At 71.3% G+C, this 25,087-nt stretch carries 21 protein-coding genes; 8 read left to right on the top strand and 13 right to left on the bottom strand.

Translation table 11 applies throughout. From position 1 onward, the window contains the following. Positions 1-1,240, top strand: a 1,240-nt coding sequence (locus D7W79_RS45010) for a FadR/GntR family transcriptional regulator (protein ID WP_244221786.1), incomplete at its 5' end; no start/stop codon positions are given. 118 nt (positions 1,241-1,358) lie between these two features. Here the strand turns inward: D7W79_RS45010 and D7W79_RS15135 are convergent. From D7W79_RS15135 to D7W79_RS15110, 6 genes are all read right to left on the bottom strand, one after another. Beyond that, positions 1,359-2,489, bottom strand: a complete 1,131-nt coding sequence (locus D7W79_RS15135) for a spore photoproduct lyase family protein (RefSeq protein ID WP_208729739.1) — start codon at positions 2,487-2,489, stop codon at positions 1,359-1,361. 86 nt (positions 2,490-2,575) lie between these two features. Continuing rightward, positions 2,576-4,342 carry a glycoside hydrolase family protein gene (locus tag D7W79_RS15130; RefSeq protein ID WP_120526092.1) on the bottom strand — a complete coding sequence of 589 codons (1,767 nt, stop codon included), beginning with the start codon at positions 4,340-4,342 and terminating at the stop codon, positions 2,576-2,578. Positions 4,343-4,458: 116 nt separating this feature from the next. Next, positions 4,459-5,577 carry an aldo/keto reductase gene (locus D7W79_RS15125; protein WP_120526091.1) on the bottom strand — a complete coding sequence of 373 codons (1,119 nt, stop codon included), beginning with the start codon at positions 5,575-5,577 and terminating at the stop codon, positions 4,459-4,461. A gap of 97 nt (positions 5,578-5,674) precedes the next feature. Further along, positions 5,675-6,259, bottom strand: a complete 585-nt coding sequence (locus tag D7W79_RS15120) for a TetR/AcrR family transcriptional regulator (protein WP_120526090.1) — start codon at positions 6,257-6,259, stop codon at positions 5,675-5,677. Positions 6,260-6,319: 60 nt separating this feature from the next. Then, positions 6,320-8,116, bottom strand: coding sequence for an amidase (locus D7W79_RS15115; protein WP_120526089.1), 1,797 nt, complete (start codon positions 8,114-8,116; stop codon positions 6,320-6,322). A gap of 49 nt (positions 8,117-8,165) precedes the next feature. Continuing rightward, positions 8,166-8,885, bottom strand: a complete 720-nt coding sequence (locus D7W79_RS15110) for a sterol desaturase family protein (RefSeq protein ID WP_120526088.1) — start codon at positions 8,883-8,885, stop codon at positions 8,166-8,168. A 131-nt stretch (positions 8,886-9,016) separates the two neighbouring features. Between D7W79_RS15110 and D7W79_RS15105 the strand changes: the two genes are divergently transcribed. Continuing rightward, entirely contained in the window at positions 9,017-9,868 is an 852-nt protein-coding gene (locus tag D7W79_RS15105; protein ID WP_120526087.1) for a hypothetical protein, read from the top strand. A gap of 156 nt (positions 9,869-10,024) precedes the next feature. Here D7W79_RS15105 and D7W79_RS15100 read toward each other — a convergent pair whose 3' ends face one another. The 4 genes from D7W79_RS15100 to D7W79_RS15085 form a co-directional block, all read right to left on the bottom strand. Beyond that, positions 10,025-10,504, bottom strand: coding sequence for a DUF4126 family protein (locus D7W79_RS15100; RefSeq protein WP_158616965.1), 480 nt, complete (start codon positions 10,502-10,504; stop codon positions 10,025-10,027). Positions 10,505-10,687: 183 nt separating this feature from the next. Beyond that, complete coding sequence (locus tag D7W79_RS15095) at positions 10,688-11,140, bottom strand: type II toxin-antitoxin system RatA family toxin (RefSeq protein ID WP_120526085.1); 453 nt, start codon at positions 11,138-11,140, stop codon at positions 10,688-10,690. Next, positions 11,137-11,577, bottom strand: coding sequence for a group II truncated hemoglobin (locus tag D7W79_RS15090; RefSeq protein WP_120526084.1), 441 nt, complete (start codon positions 11,575-11,577; stop codon positions 11,137-11,139). Before D7W79_RS15090 ends, D7W79_RS15095 begins: the two co-directional genes overlap by 4 nt. A gap of 7 nt (positions 11,578-11,584) precedes the next feature. Further along, positions 11,585-12,469: a 5'-3' exonuclease gene (locus D7W79_RS15085; RefSeq protein ID WP_120526083.1), complete on the bottom strand. Its 885-nt coding sequence runs from the start codon at positions 12,467-12,469 to the stop codon at positions 11,585-11,587. A gap of 249 nt (positions 12,470-12,718) precedes the next feature. Between D7W79_RS15085 and D7W79_RS15080 the strand changes: the two genes are divergently transcribed. From D7W79_RS15080 to D7W79_RS15070, 3 genes are all read left to right on the top strand, one after another. Continuing rightward, positions 12,719-13,081: a DUF4398 domain-containing protein gene (locus D7W79_RS15080; protein WP_120526082.1), complete on the top strand. Its 363-nt coding sequence runs from the start codon at positions 12,719-12,721 to the stop codon at positions 13,079-13,081. Between the two features lie 33 nt (positions 13,082-13,114). Next, the gene (locus tag D7W79_RS15075) at positions 13,115-14,416 is read left to right on the top strand and encodes an OmpA family protein (protein ID WP_120526081.1); all 1,302 of its coding nucleotides are present in this window, start codon (positions 13,115-13,117) and stop codon (positions 14,414-14,416) included. 123 nt (positions 14,417-14,539) lie between these two features. Further along, positions 14,540-15,133 (top strand): GNAT family N-acetyltransferase, encoded by a 594-nt coding sequence (locus D7W79_RS15070; protein WP_120526080.1) that lies wholly within the window; start codon positions 14,540-14,542, stop codon positions 15,131-15,133. Between the two features lies 1 nt (position 15,134). On the opposite strand, the gene D7W79_RS15065 is transcribed toward D7W79_RS15070, so the two are convergent. Together D7W79_RS15065 and D7W79_RS15060 are read right to left on the bottom strand one after the other, a co-directional pair. Then, positions 15,135-17,216 carry a S9 family peptidase gene (locus D7W79_RS15065; protein ID WP_120526079.1) on the bottom strand — a complete coding sequence of 694 codons (2,082 nt, stop codon included), beginning with the start codon at positions 17,214-17,216 and terminating at the stop codon, positions 15,135-15,137. Positions 17,217-17,269: 53 nt separating this feature from the next. Next, the gene (locus D7W79_RS15060) at positions 17,270-17,791 is read right to left on the bottom strand and encodes a hypothetical protein (RefSeq protein ID WP_120526078.1); all 522 of its coding nucleotides are present in this window, start codon (positions 17,789-17,791) and stop codon (positions 17,270-17,272) included. A gap of 417 nt (positions 17,792-18,208) precedes the next feature. Between D7W79_RS15060 and D7W79_RS15055 the strand changes: the two genes are divergently transcribed. The 3 genes from D7W79_RS15055 to D7W79_RS15045 all read left to right on the top strand — a co-directional run bounded on the left by D7W79_RS15055 (position 18,209) and on the right by D7W79_RS15045 (position 23,468). After that, positions 18,209-19,291: an AI-2E family transporter gene (locus D7W79_RS15055; protein ID WP_120526077.1), complete on the top strand. Its 1,083-nt coding sequence runs from the start codon at positions 18,209-18,211 to the stop codon at positions 19,289-19,291. Positions 19,292-19,305: 14 nt separating this feature from the next. Next, the gene (locus D7W79_RS15050; protein WP_120526076.1) at positions 19,306-19,920 is read left to right on the top strand and encodes a DedA family protein; all 615 of its coding nucleotides are present in this window, start codon (positions 19,306-19,308) and stop codon (positions 19,918-19,920) included. A 191-nt stretch (positions 19,921-20,111) separates the two neighbouring features. Then, complete coding sequence (locus tag D7W79_RS15045; protein WP_244221785.1) at positions 20,112-23,468, top strand: ATP-binding response regulator; 3,357 nt, start codon at positions 20,112-20,114, stop codon at positions 23,466-23,468. 10 nt (positions 23,469-23,478) lie between these two features. Here D7W79_RS15045 and D7W79_RS15040 read toward each other — a convergent pair whose 3' ends face one another. Further along, positions 23,479-24,927, bottom strand: coding sequence for an FAD-binding oxidoreductase (locus D7W79_RS15040; protein WP_120526074.1), 1,449 nt, complete (start codon positions 24,925-24,927; stop codon positions 23,479-23,481). Positions 24,928-25,087 lie beyond the last annotated feature (160 nt).

The following is a 25,087-nucleotide window of genomic DNA, read 5'->3' as shown; positions in this document are numbered from 1 at the left end:
GGGGCGGCTGCCGAGGAACGGGCGGTTGGCCTCGGAGCGGATGATGGCTCGCTGGTATGGGGTGAGCCGGGGCACGGTGCGTGAGGCCTTGCGGCGGCTGGCGGCGCGGGGCCTGGTGGTGCAGCGCCCCGGACGCCAGGCGCGAGCGGTGGCACTGGACGAATCGCTGACGCTGGAGAACCTGGGCCTGGCGCTGCATGACGAGCGCTCCGAGGCGTGCAGGCGGCTTCTGGAGGGCTTCTTCAGCCTCAAGCGCCAGGTGCTGGTGGAGCTCCTGGCCGACTGCTGCGCGAATGCCTCCGTCATGGAAATGGGGCCGCTGGAGGACATCTGCTTCCAGCTCTGGGACGAGGCCCGCTGGCATCCAGGGGAGCGGTGCGCGCAGTTGGAGTTCGAGTTGCTGCGGCAAGCGGCCCAGACGGTTGCACGCCCCGGGCACCTGCTCCTCATCCAATCGCTTCAGCGGGCCTTCCGGGGCATTTCGGCCCGGCTGCTGCCCTTCATGGGCGGTGAGTCGCTGCGTGAATGGGCCATCTGCGCGCAGCATGCCCTGCAAGAGCGCGACATGCAGGCACTCCAGCATCAGCTGCCGGCACTGCTGAAGGCCTGTGATGAGCGGGTGCTCGACCAATTCGCCCGCGCGCCCCAGAAGCATGCATCCCCTGAGGTCCACCACGTTCAGGAGTGCGACCTCAACGCCCCCGCGTCGGCCCCTGCGCCCGAAGCATTGCACTGCATTGAGACGGGTAGCCCCGGAGTCCCCGCGTCAGCCACCGCCGGACAGGACGATGCGTTGGAGAAACACCCTTGCGTTGATACGCATGAAATCGGCGACTCCGCATCAGCCACCGGGCAGGATGATGCGCTCAAGGCACGCCCCTGCGTTGAGGCGCGTGGTCCCGGCCTCCCCGCGCCAGCCGCCGAGGCCACCGACGACACCACGGAGCTCAAGGGGGCACTCCTCTCCCATGCGGAGGTTCTCCCATGGGGCCACGACAGCGGGACGCCACTGTCTTCAGCCGCCCCGGAGCTTGCTCCCTGCGAGCACGGGGAGAAGTGCATCGGAGGGGACATGACGGACGCGGCTCCGGACAACCGGCCCGAGCCTCCATCCACCGACTCCGAAGGACACACTCGCGTGGTGCACAAAGAGGGTGAGCCGCCTCACGAACCCTCCATCACAGGGTCGACGGATTGCGAGCCTCCATTGCCTACTCCGCGGGATCCACTGCTTCGTTAGCGCCGACAGCCCTTCGCGTCCTGTGTTGAAGGCGAGCGCATGCGTTGATTGTCTCGGACGCATCCGCCCCAGCCGTGACTGCCGCGCCGGACCTGTGAATGAACTTCCAGCGGCCTCGTCAGAAGGCGTACCGCACGCGGCAGTACGGCAGATGCTTCGCGAGCAGGGCCTTGAACTCCGCCACGTGGCGGCCCTTGAAGCCGGTGCGATAGCGCACGTTGACGCCGCCGCCCTGGGACATCTTCGTCTCCTGGATTTCAGGCCGCCAGAGCAGCTCCTCCGCCTTCGGGTGCCAGCCCAGGTTCACCTCGTGCAGGCCCGCGTTGTGCGTGAGGAAGATGATTTCGCACGCGAGCTGCTTCTTCGCCCGCTCGCCGATGGCGGCGTCCACCTGCTGGAACAACTCCACGTAGGCGTCCTGCCAGCCCTCGTGGAGGATGACGGGGGAGAAATTGAGGTGCACCTCGTAGCCGGCGGCCACGAAGTCGTCGATGGCGGCGATGCGCTCCGCGATGGGGCTGGTGCGCACGTCCAGCAGCTTCGCTGGCGCGTGCGGCATCAGGCTGAAGCGGATGCGCGTCCTGCCCTTGGGCTCGTAGGTGAGCAGCTCGCGGTTCACCAGCTTGGTGGCGAAGCTGGCCTTGGCGTTGGGCAGCGTGGTGAACAGCCGCACCAGGTCCCGCACGTTGTCGCTGATGGCCGCGTCCGCCGCGCAGTCGCTGTTGCACCCGATGTCGTAGACCCACGCGTGCGGGTCCACGGTGTTGGGCTCCAGCTTGGGCCCGCGCTTGTGCGCGTGCTTGCGGATGGCTTCCTGGAGACGGTCGATGTTCACGAACACCGTCACGGGGTTCGCGTAGCCCTTGTTGCGCGGCACGTAGCAGTACGCGCACGCCATCACGCAGCCGTTCGCCGTGGAGGGCGCGATGAAGTCCGAGCTGCGGTCGTTGGCGATGAAGGACAGCGTCTTCTTCACGCCCAGCACCAGGGTGCTGCCCTTGATGCGGTTCCACGCCTCCACGTTGCCTTCGTTGCCGAAGAGGCCGGGGATGCGCTGGTGCGAGGCCACCTCCACCCGCTCCGCGTCCGGATGGCGCGCCAGGATCTCCCGCCCGCGCGCGTGCTCCGTCACGGCGGGCTCCAGGTAGATGCGCGACACCTTCAGCAGCCGGTCGAGCGGGCCAGGGCCCGAGGGGACGGCGGCAGGGCGTGGGGCGGGTTCCGGGAGAAAGAGGTCCAGGTTCGTCACCCGCCGGATCTAACCGCGTTCCGTCTCACATGCACCTGCGGTGGCCCACCCTGACGTCAGGCGGGCCACCGGACAGGCGCCCGCTGTCAGCGCTCGGACGGAACGACGGGGCCCCGGGAGACGCGCTCGGGGGTATCCAGCTCCCGCCATAGGGCTTCCGGCAGGGGGACTGGAACGTCCAGCGCGGCGGCCACGCTGGCGGTGGGCGCGTAGACGCGGTGGCTGTTCACGCGGAAGTCGCTGTCCTCCACGGTGGAGATGACCGCGGCGCGCCCCACGTCGTTGATGGGCGGCCCGTCCGAGCGGAACGCGACGCGGTCCGCGAGCAGCAGCTCCGCGGCGCCGGGCGGCGTCACCCAGACAGTGTAGCGCTGCGCGAGCAGGTCCACGTTCATGCGGAAGTGGTAGGTCTGGCCGCGCACGTACGGCACGCGGCGGATCCACGAGTAGCCCGCGCCGTTGCGCACCTGGAAGATGCCGTCCTCGCTCATGCGCAGCGCCATGTTCAGCCGGCTGAAGGCGGTGACCTCCGTGGAGCTGTCCGTCCAGCCCACCACCCCGCCGCCCAGGTTGTCCCGAAGCGGCGTGAGGTCGAACTCCACGATGCGGACGCCCGTGTTGTTCGTGCCCAGCAGGTGCTGGCCGCGCGGAAGGGTCAGCTTGGAGTACCAGGGGTAGTTGGGGCGCGGGTTGAAGCGCAGCAGCGCCTCCAGGAAGTAGTAGTCACCATAGATGAGGCTGACGTTGATCTCCTGGCCCGCCGGGTAGTTGCCCACGCCGTGCAGCAGCAGGCCCGGGCTGTTGGTGCCCTGTGCGAGGTACGCGGGCGACGCCAGCGAGTCGAGCATGGCCAGCGCGGCGGTGCGGTAGGTGGTGCGCCGGCCCGCGTCCGTCTCCAGGGTGCTCAACTCCAGCAGCGCGGACGCGACGACGGCCGCGGCGGAGGAGTCCTTGGACTGGCTGGGGGCGTTGAAGTCCCAGTTGGGCACGCGGTCCGCGGGCAGGTTCGCCAGGTAGTAGTCCGTCACGCGGCGGGCGGCGGTGAGGAAGCGCGCGTCCTGCGTGTAGCGGTACACCATCGTGTAGCCATAGATGAGCCACGCCTGACCGCGCGCCCAGGTGGAGGTGGTGGAGTAGCCCTGGAAGGTGCCTCGCGACCGGATGGTGCCGTTGTTGTTGTAGTCCACGTAGTGGAACGAGCTGCCATTGGGGCGCACCGCGTCCTGAAGCGTGCGGAGCGCATGGTTCACCGCCATGGTGCGCCACACCGCGGGGCCGCCGTTCTGCGCGCCCCAGAGCAGCAACTCGATGTCCATCATCGTGTCCGTGACGAGCGGGATGTTCCAGTTCGGGTTCCAATCACAACACTTGATGATGCCGACGGTGCTGTTGTAGCGCGTGGCCAGCGACGCGGCGGAGGTGAGCAGCACGTCGCGGTAGTAGGGGTCGCCGGTGAGCCGCCAGGCATTGCCGTAGCTGTTGTACATCTTGAAGCCCAGGTCGTGCGTCTCCGTGTTGGTCTTCTGGACCTCCAGGGGGCGCGTCCACATGTCCGCGCGGTCGCGCCAGTAGGGCTCGTTGGCGACCTGGAACATGAACCACATGCTCCCGGGGAAGAAGCCCTGGGTCCACGCGATGCGGTCCGTGTTGGCCACAGTGGTCCACGTCCCGTTGGACAGGGACGCCTTGGGCGAGCGGTTCACGCTGGGCATTTCCAGGAGGGTGTCCGACAGCTGCGCGCGCGCGAAGGTGAACACGCGCACCGCGTCCGCATCCGTGAAGGCATTCGCCACCGGCGCCACCAGCAGCGCCAACATCCACCACAGCTTCACTCCCGGCCTGGCCAATCGCATACACCCTCCCCTGTCTGACAGGCGTGGAAGGTGCCGGTGTGCCACCCCGGGGACCAGCGGCCCCGGGGTCGCAAGCGGCCCGTTCCCCCCACCCCGGCGGAGGGACGGGATGTGCCCTATCCGACCCGGGGCGCCGTCCCGGTGAACACGGGCTGCGTGTAGCCGGCGGGCTTGTCTCCCACCGCGGTGTTGCCATGCAGGTTGAGCTGATAGGGATTGGAGAACATGCCGTGGGGGAACGGCACGGGCGGAGCGCTGGCCTCGTCCAGTTGGCGGCGCAGCCCGGCGGGAATCGCGAAGTCGAGCGCGGCGAGGTTGCCGTCCAGCTGCTTGGGATTCGTGGCGCCGATGATGACCGACCCCACTCCGGGCTGCGTCGCCACCCAGTTGAGCGCCACCTGGGACATGTCGCGGCCCAGCTCCTTCGCCACCTGCTCCAGCGCGGCGACGATGCGCCAGTTGCGCTCCGTGAACAGGCCCAGCTGCTGGCCGCCCACGGCGGAGGTGAGGCGGCCATCGCCCTGGGTGCCGGCTTCGCTCGGCCGGTACTTGCCGGAGAGCAGGCCACTGCCCAGGGGGCTCCAGGTGGTGATGCCCAGGCCCAGCGTCTGCGCCAGCGGTACGTACTCGTGCTCCAGGCTGCGCTCCACCAGCGAATACTGGAGCTGGAGGTTGATGAGCGGCGTGAGCGCGTGCGCCTCCGCCCAGGTCTGCGCGCGGGCCGCGTACCAGGACGGCACGTCGGACAGGCCCGCGTAGCGGATCTTCCCCGCTCGCACGAGGTCGTCGAACGTGCGGACCACCTCCTCCGCCGGGGTGAGCCGATCCCAGGTGTGCAGCAGGTACAGGTCGATGTAGTCCGTGCGCAGCCGCTTCAGGGAAGCCTCCACCGCGCGCAGCATGTTCTTGCGGCTGTTGCCGCCTGCGTTCGGGTCCCCCGGGCGGGTGGCGTTGTACGTGTACTTGGTGGTGAGCACGACGCGGTCCCGGTCGCCGCGCTCCTCCAGGAACTTCCCGATGAGCGATTCGCTGGTGCCGTGCGTGTAGAGGTCGGCGGTGTCCACGAAGTTGCCGCCCGCGTCCAGGTAGCGGTTGAACAGCGCCCGGGACACGTCCTCCGTGGAGCCCCAGGGGCCGCCGTACGTCCCCTCCTTCCCGAACGTCATCGTGCCCAGCGACAGCGGGCTGACGCGCAGCCCCGAACGGCCCAGCAGGTAGTAGCGGTCCATCGACATGGTGTGGCTCCCTTCCAGCGGCTTATTTGGACTGACCAATCCAGATACAGGCATGCGAAGACGGCGCGCGGTGCTTCCCGCGCGATGAAGCCGGGGGCTACTGGGCCTTGAGGCCCGCGAGGGTGAAGTCCACGACGTCACGCAGGGCTTCAGGCGGGGTGCCGGCCTTGGCGCTCAGGCGAAGCCCGCCGATGGTGGACAGGAGGAAGCTGGCGGCGACGCGGGGGTCCAGCTTCGGGCTGAGTTCGCCCTTGCGCTGGGCCTCCTTCACGACGCGCTCCAGCGCGCCATGGCCCACGGCGCCGCCGGTCTTGAGCAGCGTGGCGACCTCCGCGTCCGCGTGCGCCAGCTCCGCAGTGGCATTCACGGAGAGACAGCCCCTGGCACGGGCCTTCTGGGTGCCGTTGGGGATGGAGAGGAGGAACTCACGGATGGCGCCCAGGGGCGACGGGTGGGCGCGCAGGCACTCCATCAGGTTGGCGCTGTACTCCGCCTGATAGGCGCGCAGGGCCTCCAGGTAGAGGCCGTGCTTGTCCCCGAAGGTGTCGTACATGCTCTGCCGGCCAATGCCCATGGCGCGCAGCAGGTCGTCCGTGGAGGTGGCCTCGTAGCCCTGCTCCCAGAAGACCTGCATCGCCCGGCGCACCGCCTCGTCGCGGTCGAACTCCTTCGTGCGTGCCATGCCCTCTACGTAATGATTCTGGACTGAACTGTCAAAATAATCAGCCCGGGGCTCTGGAGCCTAGAAGCCGGGCGGGCGCTCCCCGGCGACGCCGGAGGCCCGCTCCAGGGCGATGCCCACGCGGCCCAGGGTGCCCTCGTCGAAGAGCTGGCCGATGAGCGTCACGCCGTGGGGGACGCGGCGCGGGGTGGCGAAGGTGGGCACGGGGCGCTTCGGGTCCGGGGCCCAGTCACTGCGGGCCTTGGACACCTCCACGAAGCCGGTGCGCAGCGTGAGGGACGGGTGGCCGGTGTGGTTGGTGATGGTGAGGGCTTCGTCGCGCAGCGACGGCACGAGCAGCACGTCCACCTGCGACATGATGCGCGCCATCTCCTGGGCCACCTTGCGGCGCAGCCGGTCCGCCTGGACGTAGTCCACCGCGGACAGGAAGCGGGCCTGGCGGAAGAGGTTGGGCCACGCGTCGGGGGTCTGCATCTTCAGCGCGTCCACGCCGTGGCTGAGCGTGAGCTCCTCGAAGGCGGCGGCGGCCTCCGCGAAGAGGATGACGTTGAGGGCGGAGTACGGCCAGTCGGGGAACTGCACCTCCACCGGCGTCATCCCCAGCCCCTTGAGCGCCTCCAGCGCCGCGCGGTCCACGTCCGTGGCGGGGCTCTCCTTCATCCAGGCGGGCACGTAGCCCACGCGCAGCCCCTTCACGGGCGCGTTCGCGTCGAAGTCGAGCTTCGCGGGCACGCTCGCCACGTCGCCCGCGTCCGGGCCGCTGAGGGCGGCGAGCACCAGCAGCGAGTCCTCCACCCCGCGCGTCATGGGCCCCAGCTTGTCCAGCGACCAGCACAGCGTCATGGCGCCCGTGCGTGGCACGCGGCCGTAGGTGGGGCGCAAGCCGGTGATGCCGCAGCGCATGGACGGCGACACGATGCTGCCGCCCGTCTCGCTGCCCAGGGAGAAGCACACGAGCCCGGCCGCCGTCGCCGCCCCCGGCCCCGCGCTGCTGCCCGAGGAGCCCTCCTCCGGCAGCCACGGGTTCTTCGTCTCGCCGCCAAACCAGACGTCGTTGAGCGCGAGCGCGCCCAGGCTGAGCTTCGCCACCAGCACGGCGCCCGCACGGTGAAGCCGGGCCACGGTGGTGGCGTCGGTGGTGGGGACGCGGTCGCGGAAGGGCTCGGCGCCGTAGGTGGTGCGGATGCCCGCGGTGTCCACCAGGTCCTTCGCTCCCCAGGGGATGCCGTGCAGCGGCCCCTTGTAGCGGCCCGCCGCGATGTCCCGGTCCGCCTGGCGGGCCTGCTGGAGCGCCAGCTCCTCCGTCAGCGTGATGACGCACTGGAGCTTCGGGTCGTGGCGCTTCAACCGCGCAAGGTAGAGCTGCGTGAGCCGCTCGGAGGTGATGGCGCGCGACTCCACCCAGCGCGACAGCTGCGTGAGCGGCGCGAAGGCGATGTCCTCCTCCTTCGAAGGCAGCGGCACCTTCGCGTCCCGGCCGCGCACGAAGCGGTCCTTCGCGGGGGCCGTGGGCTTGAGCCCCGGCAGCGACGGGTTCCACTGCGAGGCGGGCGACAGCCCTGGCTCCAGCGCGAGCTTGCGCGGGCCGGTGCGGCGCTCGTGCAGCGGGGCCAGGGACACTCGCCAGTTGCCGGCGGCCTGGGTGCGCTCGGCGGGCGTGAGCTGCACCTGCATCAGCTTTTCGGCCTCCGCGAAGGTGGTGGGGCTGACCTCCGGGCCCACCGTGGGGCCCGCGCCGAACGTGGGCGGCGCTCCGGCCGGCGGTGCGGACGTGCCCGCGTCCGGCGCCGCGGAGACAGCGGTGCTCGCGAGTCCAATCACGGTGTGGGTCAGGAACTGCCGACGCGAGCTGGCCATGGCGCGAAACCTCACGGAGGAAGCGAAGGGGGCGCCAGTGTGCCACCTCCTACGAGCGGTGCACGTCGTGGAAGGCGAGCATGGCGCCCAACTGTTGTTCGCGCGCGTCGTCGAAGCCGCACGTGGCGTCCCAGGTGGCGGGGTTCTCGTAGGTGCCGAACAGCATGTCCCAGATGGGAAGGTCGCCGTAGTTGTTCCGGTGCTTGCCGTACTCGTGGTGGATGCGGTGCATCTCCGGCCGCTGGAAGAACCAGCCCACCCAGCGCGGGGTGCGGATGTTGGTGTGGTAGAAGTATTCGCCCAGCGCGCAGCAGGCCGTGTAGATGGCGCCCGCCGCCGGGCTCAACCCCAGCACCGTGTAGACGAGCAGCCCGCCAATGAGGCTGTTGGCCATCATCTCCAGCGGGTGCTTGTAGAAGCTGGTGATGACCTCCAGCCGCTGTGGGCTGTGATGGATTTGATGGAACAGCCGCCAGAGCACGTCGCTCTCATGGCGGGCGCGGTGCCACCAGTAGAAGACGAACGTGGCGATGAGGTAGGCCAGCACCCCGCCCGCCACCGGGCCCATGTGCCGGGACAGGTGGAAGAGCGAGGACGCGGAGAACCACCGCTCCCAGGTGTATCCGCCCAGCACCACCACGCCCACCTGCGCCAGGTTGATGAACACCACGCGCAGGTGCCAGCCACGCACCCGGGGCAGCTTCCAGCCAAGAGACAGCCGTTCAATGAGGAAGCAGACACCCGCGATGAGGACGAGCCAGGGCAGCATGGAAATCCTTTCCGTGAATGCGGACAGGCCCCATCTACGAACGATGGCTCCGCGGATGTCTCTTCGCCGGGCAGACACTGTCACCTGGGAGGAGGGGGACGGGAGGGACGGCGGCTGGCATCCTCCCGGGCATGGCGAGGAACAGCACCCTGACGGCGCGGTTGGGCTACATCGACACGCAGGCCACCTTCGTGCAGGCGGCCCTGCTCGCGGCGCATGGGGCCGGGGCTCGCGCGGGCGGGTTCCGCGTGTCCGACGTGCGCTTCTTCTTCCTGCTGTTCACCAACTGGGTGGAGCACGACGTCACCCGGCCCTCGCAGGACATCGACCTGACGCAGGTGCGGCGCACGCTGGAGCGGCTGGTGCGCGCGGGCCACGCGGAGGCGAGCACCAGCGCTCCGGTGAAGGGGCTGCCCCGGGGACGCCGGTACGTGCTCACGGGCGAGGGGCTGTGCTCGCTGGCGGAAGGGCTGGCCGCGCGGGAGCGGGCCCCCCTGGAGGAGGCGCTGTTCGCGGTCTGCTTCGCGGCGAGCTACCGCGACGCGGTGCTGTCGCGCGTGGAGGGGCGGGCCCGGGCGCTGTCCCCGGCGGTGCGCCGGCGCGTGGAGCGGGCGTTGGATCCGCTGCGGCTCGTGAAGGAGGCGCAGCGCACGTCGGCGGCGGTGCTCGCGGACCTGGAGGAGCGCGTGGAGGCGGGCCTGCGGTACGAGGAGCAGTCGCGCAAGGCACTGGCCCGCTCGGAGCCCGAGGCGGACGTGGTGCGCGCGCTGGAGGCGGCGGGTTCGTACCAGCTGCACCGGGTGCGGCCGCTGGGCGAGGTGCTGCTCACGCTGCCGGAGGACCTGCGCCAGTTCGAGCTGACCGAAGGCATGGGCCTGCGCTCGCGGCTGCTCTTCGCGCCCCTGGCGGAGCGGGCGCGGGCGGAGCACGCGGTGCTGACGCGGCTGGAGGCGAGGCTCACCGCCGGCAAGGCGCCGGGGTGAGCCCGCACGAGGCCTGGAGCGGCGTCCGGATGGGCCGTAATCCCAGGACTCGCATCAGAGCATCCCGGGTGCGGCGCGAGGCCTGGCGCAGCGCCCGGGGGAGGCATGCGCCCCGAAGCAGCGCGAAGACGGCCTCGGAGCGTCGCGGCACGGGGCCTAGCGCAGTGCCCGGGTGAGGCGTGCGCCCAGCGCCAGCGTCAGGCCGTCCTCAATGATGCCCGCAGCCAGGTCGGGCACGCGCAGCCGGCGTGTGACGAAGCGGCGGAGGCCGTAGAACGCGTAACTGGAGGCGATGGCGGCCACGGCTCCGACGAGCGCGAAGCCAACCCTCGGGCCCTTGCGGTCGCGCGACACGGCGGCGCCGGTGATGGCGCCCGCGAGGATGCGGCCGGTCAGTGGCGCGACCTTGATACGCGGCGGAGTCGTGGGGGCCTTGTCTCCCACAAGCTCGCCGAGCGCCAGGACGCCCAGGCGTTTCGCCACCTTCTTCGACGTGAGGCCCGGCAGGGAGCGCTTCAAGGCGCGCGTCGGCTTGCGCGACAGCTCCCGCGTGAGGAGCGCGGGCGCCGTCATGCTGCGCATTCCGGCGAGGACGCCGAAGCCCGCCGCCGTCCAGAGGTCATTGTTCGTTCGCATGGCCCAACCCCCAATCCAGGTGGTGAAGACTGGAGGGTGGGGGCGCGGCGCCCGTCCGGCCACGGCCGGGCGGGCAGGCACCCAGGCGGCCGGAGGGACGGACGGCGTGGGTTGCTTCGGCACGCGCAGCATCAGGCCCACAGTGACGGGGGACGGCTGAAGCTGCGTGCTCATGCCGCGAATCTACGCCGGGCCTGTGACTTCCGTGTCCAGCCGCTGCTTCAGGTCTTTCAACCGTCCCCGGACTTCGCGGACCAGGACGCGCTTCAGGAGCGGTGTGAGCCAGCCGAAGGGACGGCGCAGCTCAAAGGCATACGTGAAGGTGACGCGCGTGACGCCGGGGCCGTCCTCGTCGAACCGCCACGAGCCCGCGAAGCTCTCGAACAGGCGCGGGCCCCGCGTCATCTTCACCGCCGTGACGGCGGGCGGCTGGAAGGACACGTACTGCGTCTCCATCCCCAGCCCGTGCCACGACACGCACCAGGCCTTCACGCCCGGCCCGGCCTCCGTCGCGCCGTCCATCAACACCGCCTCGCGCAGGAACGTGTCCCAGACGAGCCGCTGCCCGTAGTCCTGCGTGTACGCGAAGACGCGCTCGCGCGGACAGGTGATGCGGATGGACTCGGTGAACCTCATCCTTCCGTGTTGCGCAGGAAGTCCGCCACCTGGGCGAAGCGGTCATCCAGGAAGCCGCGCAGGCCGCCGGTGATGCCTCGCTGGTCCATGGCCTTCCGCATGCACCGCAGCCACGCGTCCCGCATCCCCGTGTCCACCGGGAGGTGCCCGTGCCGCATGCGCAGCCGGGGATGGCCGTGCGTCGCGCTGTAGTGCTGCGGCCCGCCCAGCCAGCCCACCAGGAACATGCCGAAGCGCTGGCGCGTGCCCCGGTTCACCTTGCCTTGCGCGTCCAGCTCATGGATGGCCGCGAGCGCGGGCTCCTCCGCGTCCATCACGTCGTAGAAGGCCTCCGCCAGCGCGTGCACGGCCTCCTCGCCGCCCATGCGGGTGAAGGGGGTGTCGTCCAGCGTGGGGACCCAGCCGTCCGACGGCGGGGGCTTCAATTCCATGCTCATGGCTTCCTCATGCCGCCCAGCGCTTCGGCCGGCGCTGGAGGCTCTTCAATCCCAATCCTTCACAGAACGCCTTGAAGCGCGCTTCCGGCACGCCCTTCCACTCCAGGTCCGCGAGCGACGCCGTGCCCGGCAAGGGCGCGTCCTCCACCAACGTGGCCAGCGTGCGGTACAGCCGCGCATCCTCACGGTGCGCCTTCAACGTCGCCGCCAGCTTGTCCGCGCCCCGCACCTTCACCGTCCACTCCGCCGCGCTGTCCGGGATGGCCTCCAGGTGGCCGTACGCCTGGAGCACCGCCGAAGCGCCCTTCGCCCCGAAGCCCGGCAGCCCCGGGATGCCGTCCGCGTCGTCGCCCATCAGCGCCAGCAGGTCCGGCACGCTCCAGGGCTCCACGCCCAGCTTCGCCTTCACGCCCTCCGCGTCCATCACCTTCTGCTGCCGCCGGTCCACCTGCACCACGCGCTGGCCGCGCACGCACTGGCCCAGGTCCTTGTCCGGCGTGAGCAGCCGCACCTGCTCCACCTCGCCCGCCCAGCGCGCCGCCGCCGTGGCCAGCGCGTCGTCCGCCTCCTGGTCCTTCATGGACCAGACGCGCACGCCCAGCGCCGCCACCGCCTCCTCCACGAGGTCGAACTGCGCGCGCAGCTCCGGCGGCACGCCCTCGTCTCCTTTGTAACCAGCGAACAGCGCGTTGCGGAACGAGCGGATGGGGTTGTCGAAGGCCACCGCCACGTGCGTCACGGCCTCTTGCTCGTCGTGCAGGAGGGCGAGCAGGGAGTCCATCACGCCCGCCGTGGCCTTCACGTCGCGCCCGTCCGGCGCGGTGGTGCCCGGCCGGGGCGAGTAGTGGGCCCGGTACAGCTCATACGTGCCGTCCACGAGGTGCAGGCGCATGTTCCCCCTCTAGCGTCCCTCCCGCCTCACGGCCAGCGGCCTGTACGCGGCCCTGGCGGGAAGCGGCCTGCGCGGCAGCTACCGCCTGTGCGCCTCGTTCCCTACACGACGCCTGTCAACCCCCTTGGCCAGCGTGCCTGGCGGGGACGGGTCGCCGATGCCGACTGCGTGCACACCGCCCATTTTCTGACCGACTCCCTCTGGGCCGCGCCGGAGCGTCCCAGCATTTCCACCGGCATGAGGTGTTCCATGCGCCCGAAGCTGTTCGCCGCCGCCCTGCTCTCTGTCGCGGCCCTTGGCTGTGCAAGCCCGCAGGTGATTCCCACGTCCACCCATCAGCAGCGCGTCCAGGCGGAAGCCGCGCTCCGCTCGGCGGAGAACTCGCAGGCGCCGAACGTGCCGGAAGCCGCGCGGCACCTGGAGTTCGCCCGCCAGCAGATCGCCGACGGTGAGCGGCTGATTCAAGAGGGCGAGCAGGAGGCCGCGGAGCTGCGCTTCCGCCAGGCGGCGGCGGACGCGGACCTGGCGGCGGCGCTGGCTCGCGCGGTGCCCCTGAAGAACGAGGCGCGGCGGGCTTCCGAGCAGGCCGAGTCCATCCGCAACGGTCAGTGAGTCCCCCACCTCTAGTCTTGTGAGGAGCGTGTCATGCAGCGTTGGAAACTTGGATGGTTGGCGGTCGCGGGTGCCTCCGCGCTCACGGTGGGGTGTGCCCATGGGCCTCCGCCCAGTGAATTGACCGCGGCGCGCCAGGCCTACCGCGAGGTGTCCACGAGCCCCGAGGGCCGCGAGCGCCCCGCGGACGTGGCGGCGGCCCGCGCGGCCCTGCAGGAGGCGGAGAACGAGTACGCGGAGAGCAAGGCTTCGGTGAGGACGCGCTCGCTGGCGTACGTGGCCCTGCGCAAGGCGGAGATCGCCGAGGCGCGCGGTGAGGCGGACCTGGCCGCGCAGCAGCGGGCCCAGGCGGAAGCGACCCTGCGCCAGCAGCAGGAGTCGCGCGCGCAGACGCTGGCGCGTCAGCAGGAGGAGGAGCGCGCGAGGTACGAACAGCAGCGCCAGCTGTACGAGCAGCAGCGTCAGCAGTTCGATCAGCAGCGCCAGCAGCTCGAGGCCCAGCGCGCGCAGGAGGCCGAGCGCCTGCGAACCGCGGACGCGCAGCAGCGCCAGCAGATGGAAGCGGAGATGCAGCAGCGCCTGCAGCAGCAGCAGGCCGAGGCGCAGCGGCTGGCCGAGCTGAACCAGCAGCTCCAGCAGCGCACTCAGGAGCTGGAGCAGGAGCGCCAGGCGCGGCTCCAGGCGGAGCAGCGCGCGTCGCAGGCGCTGACGCGGCTGCAGGACGAGAACGTGAAGGTGCGCGAGGAGGCGCGCGGCACGGTGGTGACGTTGTCGGGCAGCGTGCTCTTCGCGACGAACGCGACGGAGCTGTTGCCCGCGGCGCGAGACCGGCTATCGGAGGTGGCCACGGCGCTGAAGGAGTCGAAGAACCCGCTGCTCATCGAGGGCCACACGGACTCGCGCGGCACGGATGACTACAACGAGCAGCTGTCGGAGCGCCGCGCGGAGAGCGTGCGGAACTTCCTGGTGAACCAGGGCGTGCCGGCGGAGCGCATCCAGATCCGCGGCATGGGTGAGGAAAGGCCGGTGGCGTCGAACGGCACGGCGGAGGGCCGCGCGAACAACCGCCGCGTGGAGATCGTCGTGGAGCGCAACGTGGCCGGAGCGCAACCCTCGCGCACGGGCGGCGTGGGCGGCAGCGGCGCCGAGCAGCCGCCGCCTCAGGGCAACCATGAACAGGGCCAGAACGCGCAGCCGGGCAGCACGGGCGGCAGCGGCACGCAGCCCGAGCCGCACGGCGCGGGCATCGACCACCAGAGCCCGCAGCCGGATCAGGGCACCGGTGGAAGCGGTGAGCAGCAGGTGCCCCAGCAGCCCATGGACCACGGGCAGTAGCGCACACTCACGTCCCCGAGCCTGAAGGTCCCCACTCCACGCGGGTGGGGACCTTTTTCTTCATCCGCGCTTCAGGCGCGCACGTCCCGTGGGAGCGCGTTACCCTTGAAGCCCGGCTCCGCCATGACCGACAAGTCACCCGTCCTGCTCACCACCGAGCGCCTGCACCTGATGCTGCTGCCGCCCGACGCGGCGGAGCGGGTGCTGGCGTACCACGTGGCCAACAAGGACCACCTGGGCCCGGTGTCCCCGGCCCGGCCGGCGACCTTCTTCTCCACCGCCTACTGGCGCACGCGCCTGGCCCAGGACCGCGAGGACTTCCGCTACGACGTGTCCCTGCGCGTGTTCCTCCTCCCCAAGGGCCCGTCCCTCGCGCTCGCGCCCGTCATCGGCAACGCCACGCTCGCGCACATCCGCCGGGGGCCGCTCCAGGCCGCGGACCTGGGCTATGGCCTGGACCACCGCCATGAAGGCAAGGGCCTCATGACCGAGGCCCTCCGCGCCTTCTGCGACTTCGCCTTCGGCGCCATGGGCCTGCACCGGCTCCAGGCCAACCACCTGCCGGAGAACCTGCGCAGCGCCGCCGTCCTCCGCCGCCTGGGCTTCATCCCCGAGGGCTACGCGCGCGACTTCCTCCTCATCAACGGCCAGTGGCGCGACCACGTGCTCACCTCGCTCGTGGCCCCCGCCGAACCCGGCGTCCGCGGCGGCCCCTGACCTACCGCGCGTGCGCCCGCACCCTCGGCTTCGGCTCCGCCGGCGCCGGCAGGTTCGCGTCGAACCAGTCCAGCGTGCGCAAGAGCCGGTCCTTCAGGTGCTCCGGCTTGCGCAGGCCGTGGCCTTCATCCGCGTAGATGACCAGCTGGGTCTTCACCCCCAGCGTCTTCAGCGCCTTGTGGAACTCGTAGCCCTGCGACGCGGGCACCTCCACGTCCCGCTCGCCGTGCAGCACCAGCGTGGGCGTGCGCACCTGCTTCACGCCGTTGATGGGCGAGGAGCGCGTGTACACCTCCGGCTCGTCGTACACCGACGCCCCGAAGTACGGCAGCATCCACGTGTCGATGTGGTTCGTGCCGTAGTAGCTCTGCCAGTTCGCGATGCCCGCGCCCGCCACCGCCGCCTGGAAGCGCTGCGTGCGCGTCACCGCCCACATCGTCAGGAAGCCGCCGTAGCTCCACCCCGTGATGCCCTGCCGCGCCGGGTCCACCGGCGCTGACGCCAGGACGGCATCCAGCCCCGCCATCACGTCGTCGAAGTCCCCGAAGCCGAAGTCCCGGCGGTTCGCCTGCACGAACGCCTCACCCTGGCCGTAGCTGCCGCGCGGGTTGGGCATGAACACCGCGTAGCCCCTCGCCACGAACAGCGCCGTCTGTGGATTGAACGTCGACAGCACGCCCGCCGCGGGCCCTCCGTGCACCACCGTCACCATGGGCGCCTTGCGGCCGGACGCATCCGGCACCGGCAACACCAGCCAGCCCTGCACGGGCTGCCCGTCGCTCGTCCACGTCACGCTGCGCACGTCCCCCACCGTCACGCGCACGTCCGCGTTGAGGCGCGTCAGCGGCTTCCACGCCCCCACCGGCCCCGTCCACACCTCCGGCGGCTGGGTGAAGGAGTCGCGCACCACCGCGCTCGTCACGCCGTCCTTCCCCAGCGACACCGCCACGTGTTCGGGCCCCTTCCACAGCGTCGTCACCTCGCCGCCGCCCGGCGCCACCGCCATCAGCGCGGACTCGCCCTGCGCCTGCGCCCCGAACACCAGCCGCTCCGCCGTGGGCCAGAAGAGGTCCGTGGCCGTCGCCTTCAACCCGTCCGTCACGTCGAGCGCGGGCGGCACCTTCGAAGGCAGCACCGCCTTCTCCCCGAACCGCACCTTCGCCGCCAGCCGCTCCGGCACCGACACCACGAACACGTCCCCGCCCGTGTTGCCCTCGTCGCTCATCAAGCCCTCGATGAACGCGAGCCGCCGGCCGTCCGGGCTCCATGTCGGCTCCGCCACCTGCCACCGGGGCGCGTGCAAGAGCGACGTCTCCCCGGACCCCGCCTCCACCGCGTACATCCGCGCGTTCCACCAGTTCGCGTCCCCCGGCGGCGGCGAGGCCGTCACCGCCACGCGAGCGCCATCCGGGCTCCACGCGTACTCGTGGATGAACAGGCCCGCGGGCGACACGAGCCGCAGCCGCGCGTCCTCCACCGTCACCACCGCGAAGCGCTTCACCGGCGGGGACGCCTGCACGAGGCCCGTCTCCCGCGCCGCCGGCCCGCGTGGCCCCTGCGCGTCCTCCGCGCCCTCGATGACGAGCAGCCCCACGACCTTGCCGTCCGGCGACCACTTCGGCGCCGCCAGTACGCCCTTGAGCGTCGTGAGCCTGCGCGCGGGCCCGCCCGCCCCCGACGCGTCCGCCACGTAGAGCTGCCGGGAGCGGCCCTCGCCCGCCGTGGAGAGGAACGCGAGCTGCCGGCCATCCGGGCTCCACGACAGCGAGCCCTCCGGGCACGGCGCGCCGTCCTTCGACGCGGTGATGCGCACCGGCGCCCGCTCCGGGTGCGCCAGCTCCCGCACCTGGAGCCGCGCGGCCTCCGCGGTCCCCGGCACCGACTCCACCCAGGCCACCCGCGTGCCGTCCGGCGACAGCGACACCTCCCGGATGCGCACCATGCGCTGGAGCGCGTCGTACGTCGCGCCCGCCTCCAGCCGCATGGACGCGGGCGTGGACGCGGGCGGCGCGGGCACCGCCCCGGACGCCAGCGCGCCCCATACCCAACACCCCACCGCCACAGCCAGGCTCGCCACTCGCATCCGCCGCCTCCGGAAGAAAACCCCAGGGCGGCGGAGTGTAGCGGACCTCCCGCTCAGTGCAGCTGCGCAGGCAGCATGGGCAGCCCGTGGAAGAAGCGCCGCCCGCTCTCGAAGCGGTGGTGGAAGGTGACGCGCTGATGCAGGTACAGCCGCGCCATCTCCTCCTCGCCGTACGCGCGGAAGAACGCGGCGCGCGCCTCGTCACACGCCCGCTCGTACTCCACGCACAGGGCCTCCCACTCCTCCGGTGGGAGGTCGCCCTCCGGCCAGCCCTCGCCGGTGAGGCCGTAGTCGCGCTCCATCGCGTCCAGCTCCCCGGCGCGCAGCCGCACGCGCGGGTCCTCCGCGATGGCCTCGTCCGCCATCGCCGTCAGGATGTGCGCGACGAGGAAGAAGCCCGCGTCCGGCGGCACCGCGCCCGCGTCCCGCGCGCTCCGGAACGTCACCAGCAGCTGCGCGTCCATCTCCTCGCCGCCCAGCTCCGCCAGCTTGTTCGCCAGCCCGCGCCACCGGGCTTCCGTCTCGAGGGCCTCCCGCCGCACCCCTTCCAGCTCCTGCTCACCCATCTTTTTCATGGTGTCCTCTCCCGGCCCGCGAAAGTCCCTTCCCACGAAGGTTCCCATCCCCGTCTGACGCGCGGGCCCGGCAAACCGTGCTGTCCCCTTTTTCCGCGACGTCCCGGCGCGTCAGGTGCCGGACGCCCCAGCGCGCCGCCGTCGCGTCGTGGACGCGCGACCGGCCTTGCGGGGACGGACAGGCCAGCGGCCAGGCCGGGCATTTCCGGCTGTCCGGGTGACGAACCACGCGGCCGGTGATTGCGTCCGGCGGAGGCTCGTTCGCGGCGCCGGGTGTCACCCTCCGGACGCTTGGGGCAGGCCCGGGCCCGGCGCGCGCACTTGGAAGACGACGGTGGTTGCCGCCGGGCGGGGGATGTCGCATCCGCAGGACATGGGGCCCGAAGCCGGTGGCCCGCCCCTCCAGGAGCTCCACTGGTGTCCGAGCCTGAAGTCCGACTGCAGCCGAAGTCCCAGGTGTCACCCCGCACGGTGTTCACCGTATGCCTCGTGGTGCTGGGCGTGATGGCGCTGGTGACGCTCGTCGTGAAGACGCGCGTGGCGCTCACGCTCACCGGCATCGCGGCGCTCATCGCGCTGGCGCTGGAGCACGGTGTGTCGCGGCTGGAGAAGCGCGGCCTCAAGCGGTGGCTGGCCATCACGCTGGTGCTGTTCGCGCTGTTCATCGCCATCACGGCGCTGGGCCTGCTGGTGATTCCGGACCTGGTGGAGCAGGTGGACGCGCTGGTGACGCAGTGGCCGCAGCTGTGGAAGCAGATCCGCGGCACCGGCATCCTGCGCGCGCTCAACCAGCGGCTGCACAGCCTGGGCTGGAACGAGCGGCTGGAGGAGGCCACGCCCGCGCTCGCGGGGCCGCTGCCCTCGCTCATCATGAGCGCCATCGGCGGCGTGGTGGGCCTGCTGGGCGGCATGCTCACCGTCTTCTTCCTGGTGGTGTTCATGCTGGTGTTCGGCGGCGGCGTGCTCAAGCGCCTGCTGGACCTGTCCCGGCCCGACCACCGCCTGCGGTACGTGCGCGTGCTGCGCAACGTGTACACCGCGACGGGCGGCTACCTGTCCGGCATCACGCTCATCTGCGCCATCAACGCCACGCTCACCACCACCATGCTGGCTGTGCTGGGCATGCCCTTCTACCTGCCCCTGGGCGTGGCCAGCGGCTTCTCCAGCCTGGTGCCCTACGCGGGCCCCATCATCGCGGGCGGCATCATCACGCTGCTCACGCTGGCCACCGGCGGCCTGTGGAAGGCGCTGGCGGTGTTCATCTACTTCCTCCTCTACGGGCAGCTGGAGGGCAACGTGATGGCGCCGCTCGTGTTCAAGCGCACCGTGCACGTCAACCCGCTCCTCACCCTGCTCGCCGTGCTCTTCTGCGTGGAGCTGGCGGGCATCGTGGGCGCGGTGGTGGCCGTGCCCGTGGCGGCCACCGTGCAGATCATCGTCCGGGAGGTCCTCCTCTTCCGCCAGGAGCGCCGCGCCGGCGCCGTCCTCCCCGAACCCTGAAGGGCCGGGCCCTGATGACCGCTTCGCCGCTCCAGCTCCTGCTGACGCACGGCTCCGGCCCGCTCGTCTTCGTCGTGCTCGTGGCGGGCGGACTGGGGCTGCCGTTCCCGGAGGACCTGGTGCAGCTGGCGGCGGGCGTGCTGTCGCACCGGGGGGCCATGCCGCTGCCGGCCGCCATCGCGCTGTGCTTCGTGGGCGTGCTGTGCGGGGACACCGTCCTCTTCCTCACGGCGCGGCGGCTGGGCCAGGCCCTGTACACGCACCGGCGCACCCGCCGCCTGTTCCCGCCCGAGCGCCGCGAGCGCATCCAGGGGCTGTACGCGAAGCACGGCCCCCGGGTCGTCTTCATCGGCCGGTTCATGTCCGTCCTGCGCGTGCCGGTGTTCGCCATGGCCGCGGCGGAGGGCATGCCCCTGCGCCGCTTCCTCCTCTGGGACGGGCTGGCGCTGTGCCTGAGCTCGCCCCTGGTGGTGACGCTGGGCTACCTGGGCTCCGCGAGCGTGGACCGCGTGGCGAAGGGCGTGGGCCGCGTGGAGCACTTCGTCGCGCTGGCGGCCGTGGCCGCGCTGCTCGTCGCGCTGGCCGTGCGCCACGCGCGTGAACGGCGTCAGCCCCGCCCGTCCACCTGAGCCCTCCCCGTCGTGGAAGCAAGCAGGCTCACACCTGCTCCATCAGACACGGACCGCGAGTGGAGATTTTCGCTATCTCTTGACGGGTTTCACTGGGCGAACACCCAGTCCGGCACCTTCTCCGAGGCCTCATGAGACACCCCAGCCCCCCCAAGGCCATTCCCACGGCGGAGTCATCCCCGGAGGCAGGGATGGACTGGCTGTCGGGCGGCGGGGAGATGGGCCGGTTGATCCGCTCCATGGACTGGTCGAAGACGCCGCTCGGGCCGGTGGAGACGTGGCCGCAGAGCCTGCGCACGACCGTCAGCCTGTGCCTGTCCTCCACCTTCCCCATCCTCATCGCGTGGGGGCCGGAGCGCGTGCAGCTCTACAACGACAGCTACCGTCCCATCTGCGGCGCGAAGCACCCGGAGTCCATGGGCCAGCGCTTCCGCGACTGCTGGGCCACGGCGCTGCCGGTGGTGGGCGGCGTGTTCGAGAAGGCCGGCACGGGCATCGGTTCCTACATCGAGAACCAGCGCATGTTCCTGGACCGGTACGGCTACCTGGAGGAGGCCTTCATGACCTTCTCCTTCAGCCCCATCCGCGACGAGTCCGGGGGCGTGGGCGGCCTCTTCCACCCCATCACGGAGGTGACGGAGAAGATGCTCAGCGCGCGGCGCACGCAGACGCTGCGCGAGCTGTCCGCCCTGCTGGGCAAGGTGAAGACGGTGGAGGACATCGGCGCCGCGCTGTCGCAGCTGCAGCCGGACGCCGCGCTCGACGTGCCCTTCCTCCTCTTCTACCGCCGCGACGAGGCCGCGCCCCGCGTCCGGTGGGTGGGCGGCATGGGCCTGCCCCCGGGCACCGCGTGGAGTCCGGAGGAGGCGGGGCTGGACGGGCCGTGGCCCTTCGCCACCGCGGGCGCGGACACCGTGAGCGTTCCGCGCGAGCCGCTGGACGCGGGCACGTCCCCGGGGCCGTACGAGGAGCCGCCCGCGCACGCGCGCGTGCTGCCCATCCACCCGGCCGGCATGGCGGAGCCCTTCGGCTACCTCGTGGCCGGCGTGAGCCCCCGCCGCGCGATGGATGACGCCTACCGGAGCTTCTACGAGCAGCTCCAGGCCACGCTCACCAACGCCGTCGTCAGCGTGCGCGCCTACGAGGCGGAGGCGCAGCGCGCGGAGGCGCTGGCGGCCATCGACCGGGCGAAGACGGCGTTCTTCTCCAACGTGTCGCACGAGTTCCGCACGCCGCTCACGCTCATCCTGGGGCCGCTGGAGGAGTCGCTCGCGGACACGTCCGCGCCCCTGCCGCCGGCCCAGCGCGCGCGCCAGGAGCTCACCCACCGCAACGCGCTGCGCCTGCTGAAGCTGGTCAACTCGCTGCTGGACTTCTCACGCATCGAGGCGGGCCGCGTGAAGGCGAGCTTCCACCCCACGGACCTCGCGCGGCTCACCGGGGACCTGGCCAGCGTCTTCCGCGCCGCCATGGAGAAGGCGGGGCTCCAGTACACCGTGGACGCCCGGGACCTGGGCGAGCCCGTCTACGTGGACCGGGACATGTGGGAGAAGGTTGTCCTCAACCTGCTCTCCAACGCGTTCAAGTTCACGCTCCACGGCGGCGTCACCGTGCGGCTCGAGCGCGCGGGAACGCGGGCACGGCTCACCGTGGAGGACACCGGCACCGGCATCCCGGAGGCGGAGCTGCCGCGCGTGTTCGAGCGCTTCCACCGCGTGGAGTCCTCGCGCGGGCGCACGCACGAGGGCACCGGCATCGGCCTGGCGCTCATCCAGGAGCTGGTGAAGCTGCACGGCGGAACGCTGGGCGTCCGGAGCACGGAGGGAGCGGGCAGCACCTTCTTCGTGGAGCTGCCGCTGGGCAGCGCCCACCTGCCCGCCGAACAGGTCCAGCAGGAGGAGGGCGCCGCGCACGCGGGCAAGCTGGGGTCCGCCTTCAGCGAGGAGGCCCTGCGCTGGCTGCCGGACGCGCCAGAGTCCGTCCCGCTGTCGGTGCCGGAGCGGGTGACGCCTCCCCGGGCCAACGCGCTGGGGGAGCTGGGCGCGGGGCTCGCGCTGCCGCCGGGGCGCGGGCGCATCCTCGTCGCGGACGACAACGCGGACATGCGCGGGTACGTGAGCGGCCTGCTGGCGCCGCACTGGGACGTGCGCACGGTGGCGGACGGCGAGGCGGCCTTCCAGGCGGGGCTCGAGTGGAAGCCGGACCTCATCCTCAGCGACGTGATGATGCCCCGGCTGGACGGCTTCGGGCTGCTCAAGAAGCTGCGCGCCGACGTGCGCACGCGCGGCATCCCCTTCATCATGCTGTCGGCGCGCGCGGGCGAGGAGGCCCGCATCGAGGCGCTCCAGGCCGGCGCGGACGACTACCTGGTGAAGCCCTTCTCCGCGCGCGAGCTGCAGGCGCGCGTGGACAGCCAGCTCCAGCTGGGACGCGCGCGCCAGCAGCTCTCCGACTTCTTCATGCAGGCGCCCACGGCCATGTGCGTGATGACGGGGCCGGACCTCATCTTCACGGTCATCAACCCGCTGTTCGCGCGGCTGATGGGCCGGGACATGCTGGGCAAGCCCGCGCGCGAAGGGCAACCGGAAGGCGGCCACGGGGTGTTTCTCAAGCACCTGGAGCGCGTCTACCGCACCGGCGAACCCTTCGTGGGCCGCGAGGTGCCCGTACGTCAGCCGGACGGCAAGGGCGGCCTCAAGGAGCTGCTGCTGGACATGGACATCCACGCGCAGCGCGACGGCGAGGGCCACATCCTGGGGCTGCTCGTCGCGGTGCAGGAGGTGAGCGAGCGGACCCGCGCGCGCCAGCAGCTGGAGGCCCTCACGCATGACCTCCAGCACGCGCTCTCCGCGCGCGACACCTTCCTGGGCGTGGCTTCCCACGAATTGAAGACGCCCGTCACCGCGCTGATGCTGAACCTGGAGATGACGCGCCGTCGCCTGTCCCCCAAGCGCGGCGAGCCGCCCTCCGCGGAGAAGCTGACGTCGGCGATGGAGTCCGCGCAGCGGCAGGTGGAGCGGATGTCGCGGCTGGTGGACGAGTTGCTGGACGTCTCCCGCATCCGCGCGGGCAAGCTGGACTTCCACATGGAAGAGGACGACCCGATGGAGCTGGTGCACGAGGTCCTCGACACCTTCCACGAGCAGATGGAGCAGGCCCGCTGCGTCCTGGAGCTGCGGGCGGAGCGGAACCTGCGCGTGTGGTGGGACCGCTCGCGCATGCAGCAGGTGCTGACGAACCTGGTGTCCAACGCCATCAAGTACGCGCCGGGCACGCCGGTCCGCGTCGGGTTCACCCGACGCGGTGACCGGCTCCTTCTCTACGTATCGGACGGCGGCCCGGGCATCCCGCCCGAGCACCAGGCCCGCGTCTTCGAGCGCTTCGAGCGCGGCGGCCCGCCCCGCTCCGTGCACGGCCTGGGGCTGGGCCTCTTCATCGCCAGTCAAATCGTGCAGGGCCACCACGGCAAGCTGGTCCTGAAGAGCGACGCCGGGCAGGGCGCCACCTTCATCATCGACCTGCCGCTTCCGCCCCGGGCCCAGGCCTGAGCGCGCGCCGTCAGTGCGCGACGCTCGGGGGTTTCACCGGCCCGGGCAGGATGTTCTGGTTCACGTGGAAGAGGTTGCCGGGGTCGTACTGTTGCTTCACCGCCACCAGCCGCGGGTAGTTGTCGCCGTAGGTGGCCTGCACGCGCTCCTGGCCTTCCTCCATCATGAAGTTCACGTAGGCGCCGCCCGCCGAGTACGGGTGCAGCGCGCTCCAGTAATCCTTCGCCCAGGCGGAGACCTCCCCTGCCCTCTCCGGTGACGGGTCCACCCCGACGATGACCTCCGACCAGCGCGCGTCGCGGAAGCGGAAGGCCGTGTCGTGCGGGCCCACGCGGTGCACCGCCCCGTCGATGGGGTAGAGGTGCATGGCGGACTGCATGGACGGCAGGCGCCTGGCGAAGTCCACGTGGCGCTCGATGGCCGCGTCCGGCAGTTCGCGCACGAAGTCCGCGCGCCAGTACCACTGGTGCCCCGGCGGGTAGAGCGCGTCGAAGGCGGTCTGCAGCATGGGAAAGGGCATGGGCATCACGCCGTGCAGCGCGGGCTTGAGCGCCTGCACCGGCGCGAACAATTCGTCCGCGCGCGCGGGGTCGCCCGTGTAGCACCAGATGACGCCGCACATCTTCTGGAGGTGCAATTCCTCCGGGAAGGGCGGCGCGGGCGGCACGGTGATGAAGGCGAAGAAGCCGTTGAGGTCCTCCGGCGCGTTGGGGATGAACTCGCGGTACCAGCGCATCACCTCCGCCGCGCGGTCCAGGGGCCAGAGCGTGGGGCCGCCGAGGATGATGTCCACGGGGTTGGCCCGGAAGAGGAACGACGTCACCACGCCGAAGTTGCCGCCCCCGCCGCGCACCGCCCAGAACAGGTCCGGGTGCTTGTCCTCGCTCGCGGTGACGAAGCGGCCGTCCGCGAGCACCATGTCCACGGCGAGCAGGTTGTCGATGGTGAGGCCGAAGCGGCGCGTGAGGTGTCCCAGGCCGCCGCCCAGCGTGAGCCCGCCCACGCCCGTGGTGGAGATGATGCCGGAGGGCACCGCGAGCCCGAAGGCGTGGGTGGCGTGGTCCACGTCCCCCCAGACGGCGCCGCCCGCGACGCGCACCGTGCGGGCCTCGGGGTCCACGCGCACGCCGCGCATGCGCGACAGGTCGATGACCAGCCCGTCATCCACCAGCCCCAGGCCGCCGCCGTTGTGGCCGCCGCCGCGCACGGCCAGGGGCAGCTTGCGCTCGCGCGCCAGGGCCACCGCGGCGATGACGTCCGCCACGTCCGCGCACCGGGCCACCATGGCCGGGTGCTTGTGGATCATCGCGTTGTAGAGCTGGCACGCCTCCGCGTAGTCGGCGTCTCCAGGCTGGATGAGCGCCCCGCGCAGCTGCGCCCGGAACAGCTCCACGCTGTCCGGCGTCAGCCCGGCGGGCAGGCCGGGGCCCGTCTGCGGACGGTGGGTTTCGAGTGTCACGGCGGTTCCCTCCGAAAAGACGGCACCGGCACGGCGCCTGACTCAACGGATGCGCACGGTGACGGCCCTGCCTCTTATACACATCTCCGAGCCCACGAGACATGCGCAGATCTCGTCTGCCGTCTTCTGCTTGAAAAAAAAAACCAAGAAACAAGCCACC

The sequence above is a fragment of the Corallococcus exercitus genome (assembly GCF_003611585.1).
GTDB classification, from domain to species: domain Bacteria; phylum Myxococcota; class Myxococcia; order Myxococcales; family Myxococcaceae; genus Corallococcus; species Corallococcus exercitus.
The sequence above is the reverse complement of the archived record's forward strand: the minus strand, read 5'-3'. Positions and strand labels throughout refer to the sequence as shown.

Bases quoted from the DNA above. Each gene is read 5' to 3' on its own strand.
- D7W79_RS15130 (WP_120526092.1), bottom strand. From the start codon at position 4,342: ATGCGATTGGCCAGGCCGGGAGTGAAGCTGTGGTGGATGTTGGCGCTG.
- D7W79_RS15125 (WP_120526091.1), bottom strand. From the start codon at position 5,577: ATGTCGATGGACCGCTACTACCTGCTGGGCCGTTCGGGGCTGCGCGTC.
- D7W79_RS15120 (WP_120526090.1), bottom strand. From the start codon at position 6,259: ATGGCACGCACGAAGGAGTTCGACCGCGACGAGGCGGTGCGCCGGGCG.
- D7W79_RS15115 (WP_120526089.1), bottom strand. From the start codon at position 8,116: ATGGCCAGCTCGCGTCGGCAGTTCCTGACCCACACCGTGATTGGACTC.
- D7W79_RS15110 (WP_120526088.1), bottom strand. From the start codon at position 8,885: ATGCTGCCCTGGCTCGTCCTCATCGCGGGTGTCTGCTTCCTCATTGAA.
- D7W79_RS15105 (WP_120526087.1), top strand. From the start codon at position 9,017: ATGGCGAGGAACAGCACCCTGACGGCGCGGTTGGGCTACATCGACACG.
- D7W79_RS15100 (WP_158616965.1), bottom strand. From the start codon at position 10,504: ATGCGAACGAACAATGACCTCTGGACGGCGGCGGGCTTCGGCGTCCTC.
- D7W79_RS15095 (WP_120526085.1), bottom strand. From the start codon at position 11,140: ATGAGGTTCACCGAGTCCATCCGCATCACCTGTCCGCGCGAGCGCGTC.
- D7W79_RS15090 (WP_120526084.1), bottom strand. From the start codon at position 11,577: ATGAGCATGGAATTGAAGCCCCCGCCGTCGGACGGCTGGGTCCCCACG.
- D7W79_RS15085 (WP_120526083.1), bottom strand. From the start codon at position 12,469: ATGCGCCTGCACCTCGTGGACGGCACGTATGAGCTGTACCGGGCCCAC.
- D7W79_RS15080 (WP_120526082.1), top strand. From the start codon at position 12,719: ATGCGCCCGAAGCTGTTCGCCGCCGCCCTGCTCTCTGTCGCGGCCCTT.
- D7W79_RS15075 (WP_120526081.1), top strand. From the start codon at position 13,115: ATGCAGCGTTGGAAACTTGGATGGTTGGCGGTCGCGGGTGCCTCCGCG.
- D7W79_RS15070 (WP_120526080.1), top strand. From the start codon at position 14,540: ATGACCGACAAGTCACCCGTCCTGCTCACCACCGAGCGCCTGCACCTG.
- D7W79_RS15065 (WP_120526079.1), bottom strand. From the start codon at position 17,216: ATGCGAGTGGCGAGCCTGGCTGTGGCGGTGGGGTGTTGGGTATGGGGC.
- D7W79_RS15060 (WP_120526078.1), bottom strand. From the start codon at position 17,791: ATGAAAAAGATGGGTGAGCAGGAGCTGGAAGGGGTGCGGCGGGAGGCC.
- D7W79_RS15050 (WP_120526076.1), top strand. From the start codon at position 19,306: ATGACCGCTTCGCCGCTCCAGCTCCTGCTGACGCACGGCTCCGGCCCG.
- D7W79_RS15045 (WP_244221785.1), top strand. From the start codon at position 20,112: ATGGACTGGCTGTCGGGCGGCGGGGAGATGGGCCGGTTGATCCGCTCC.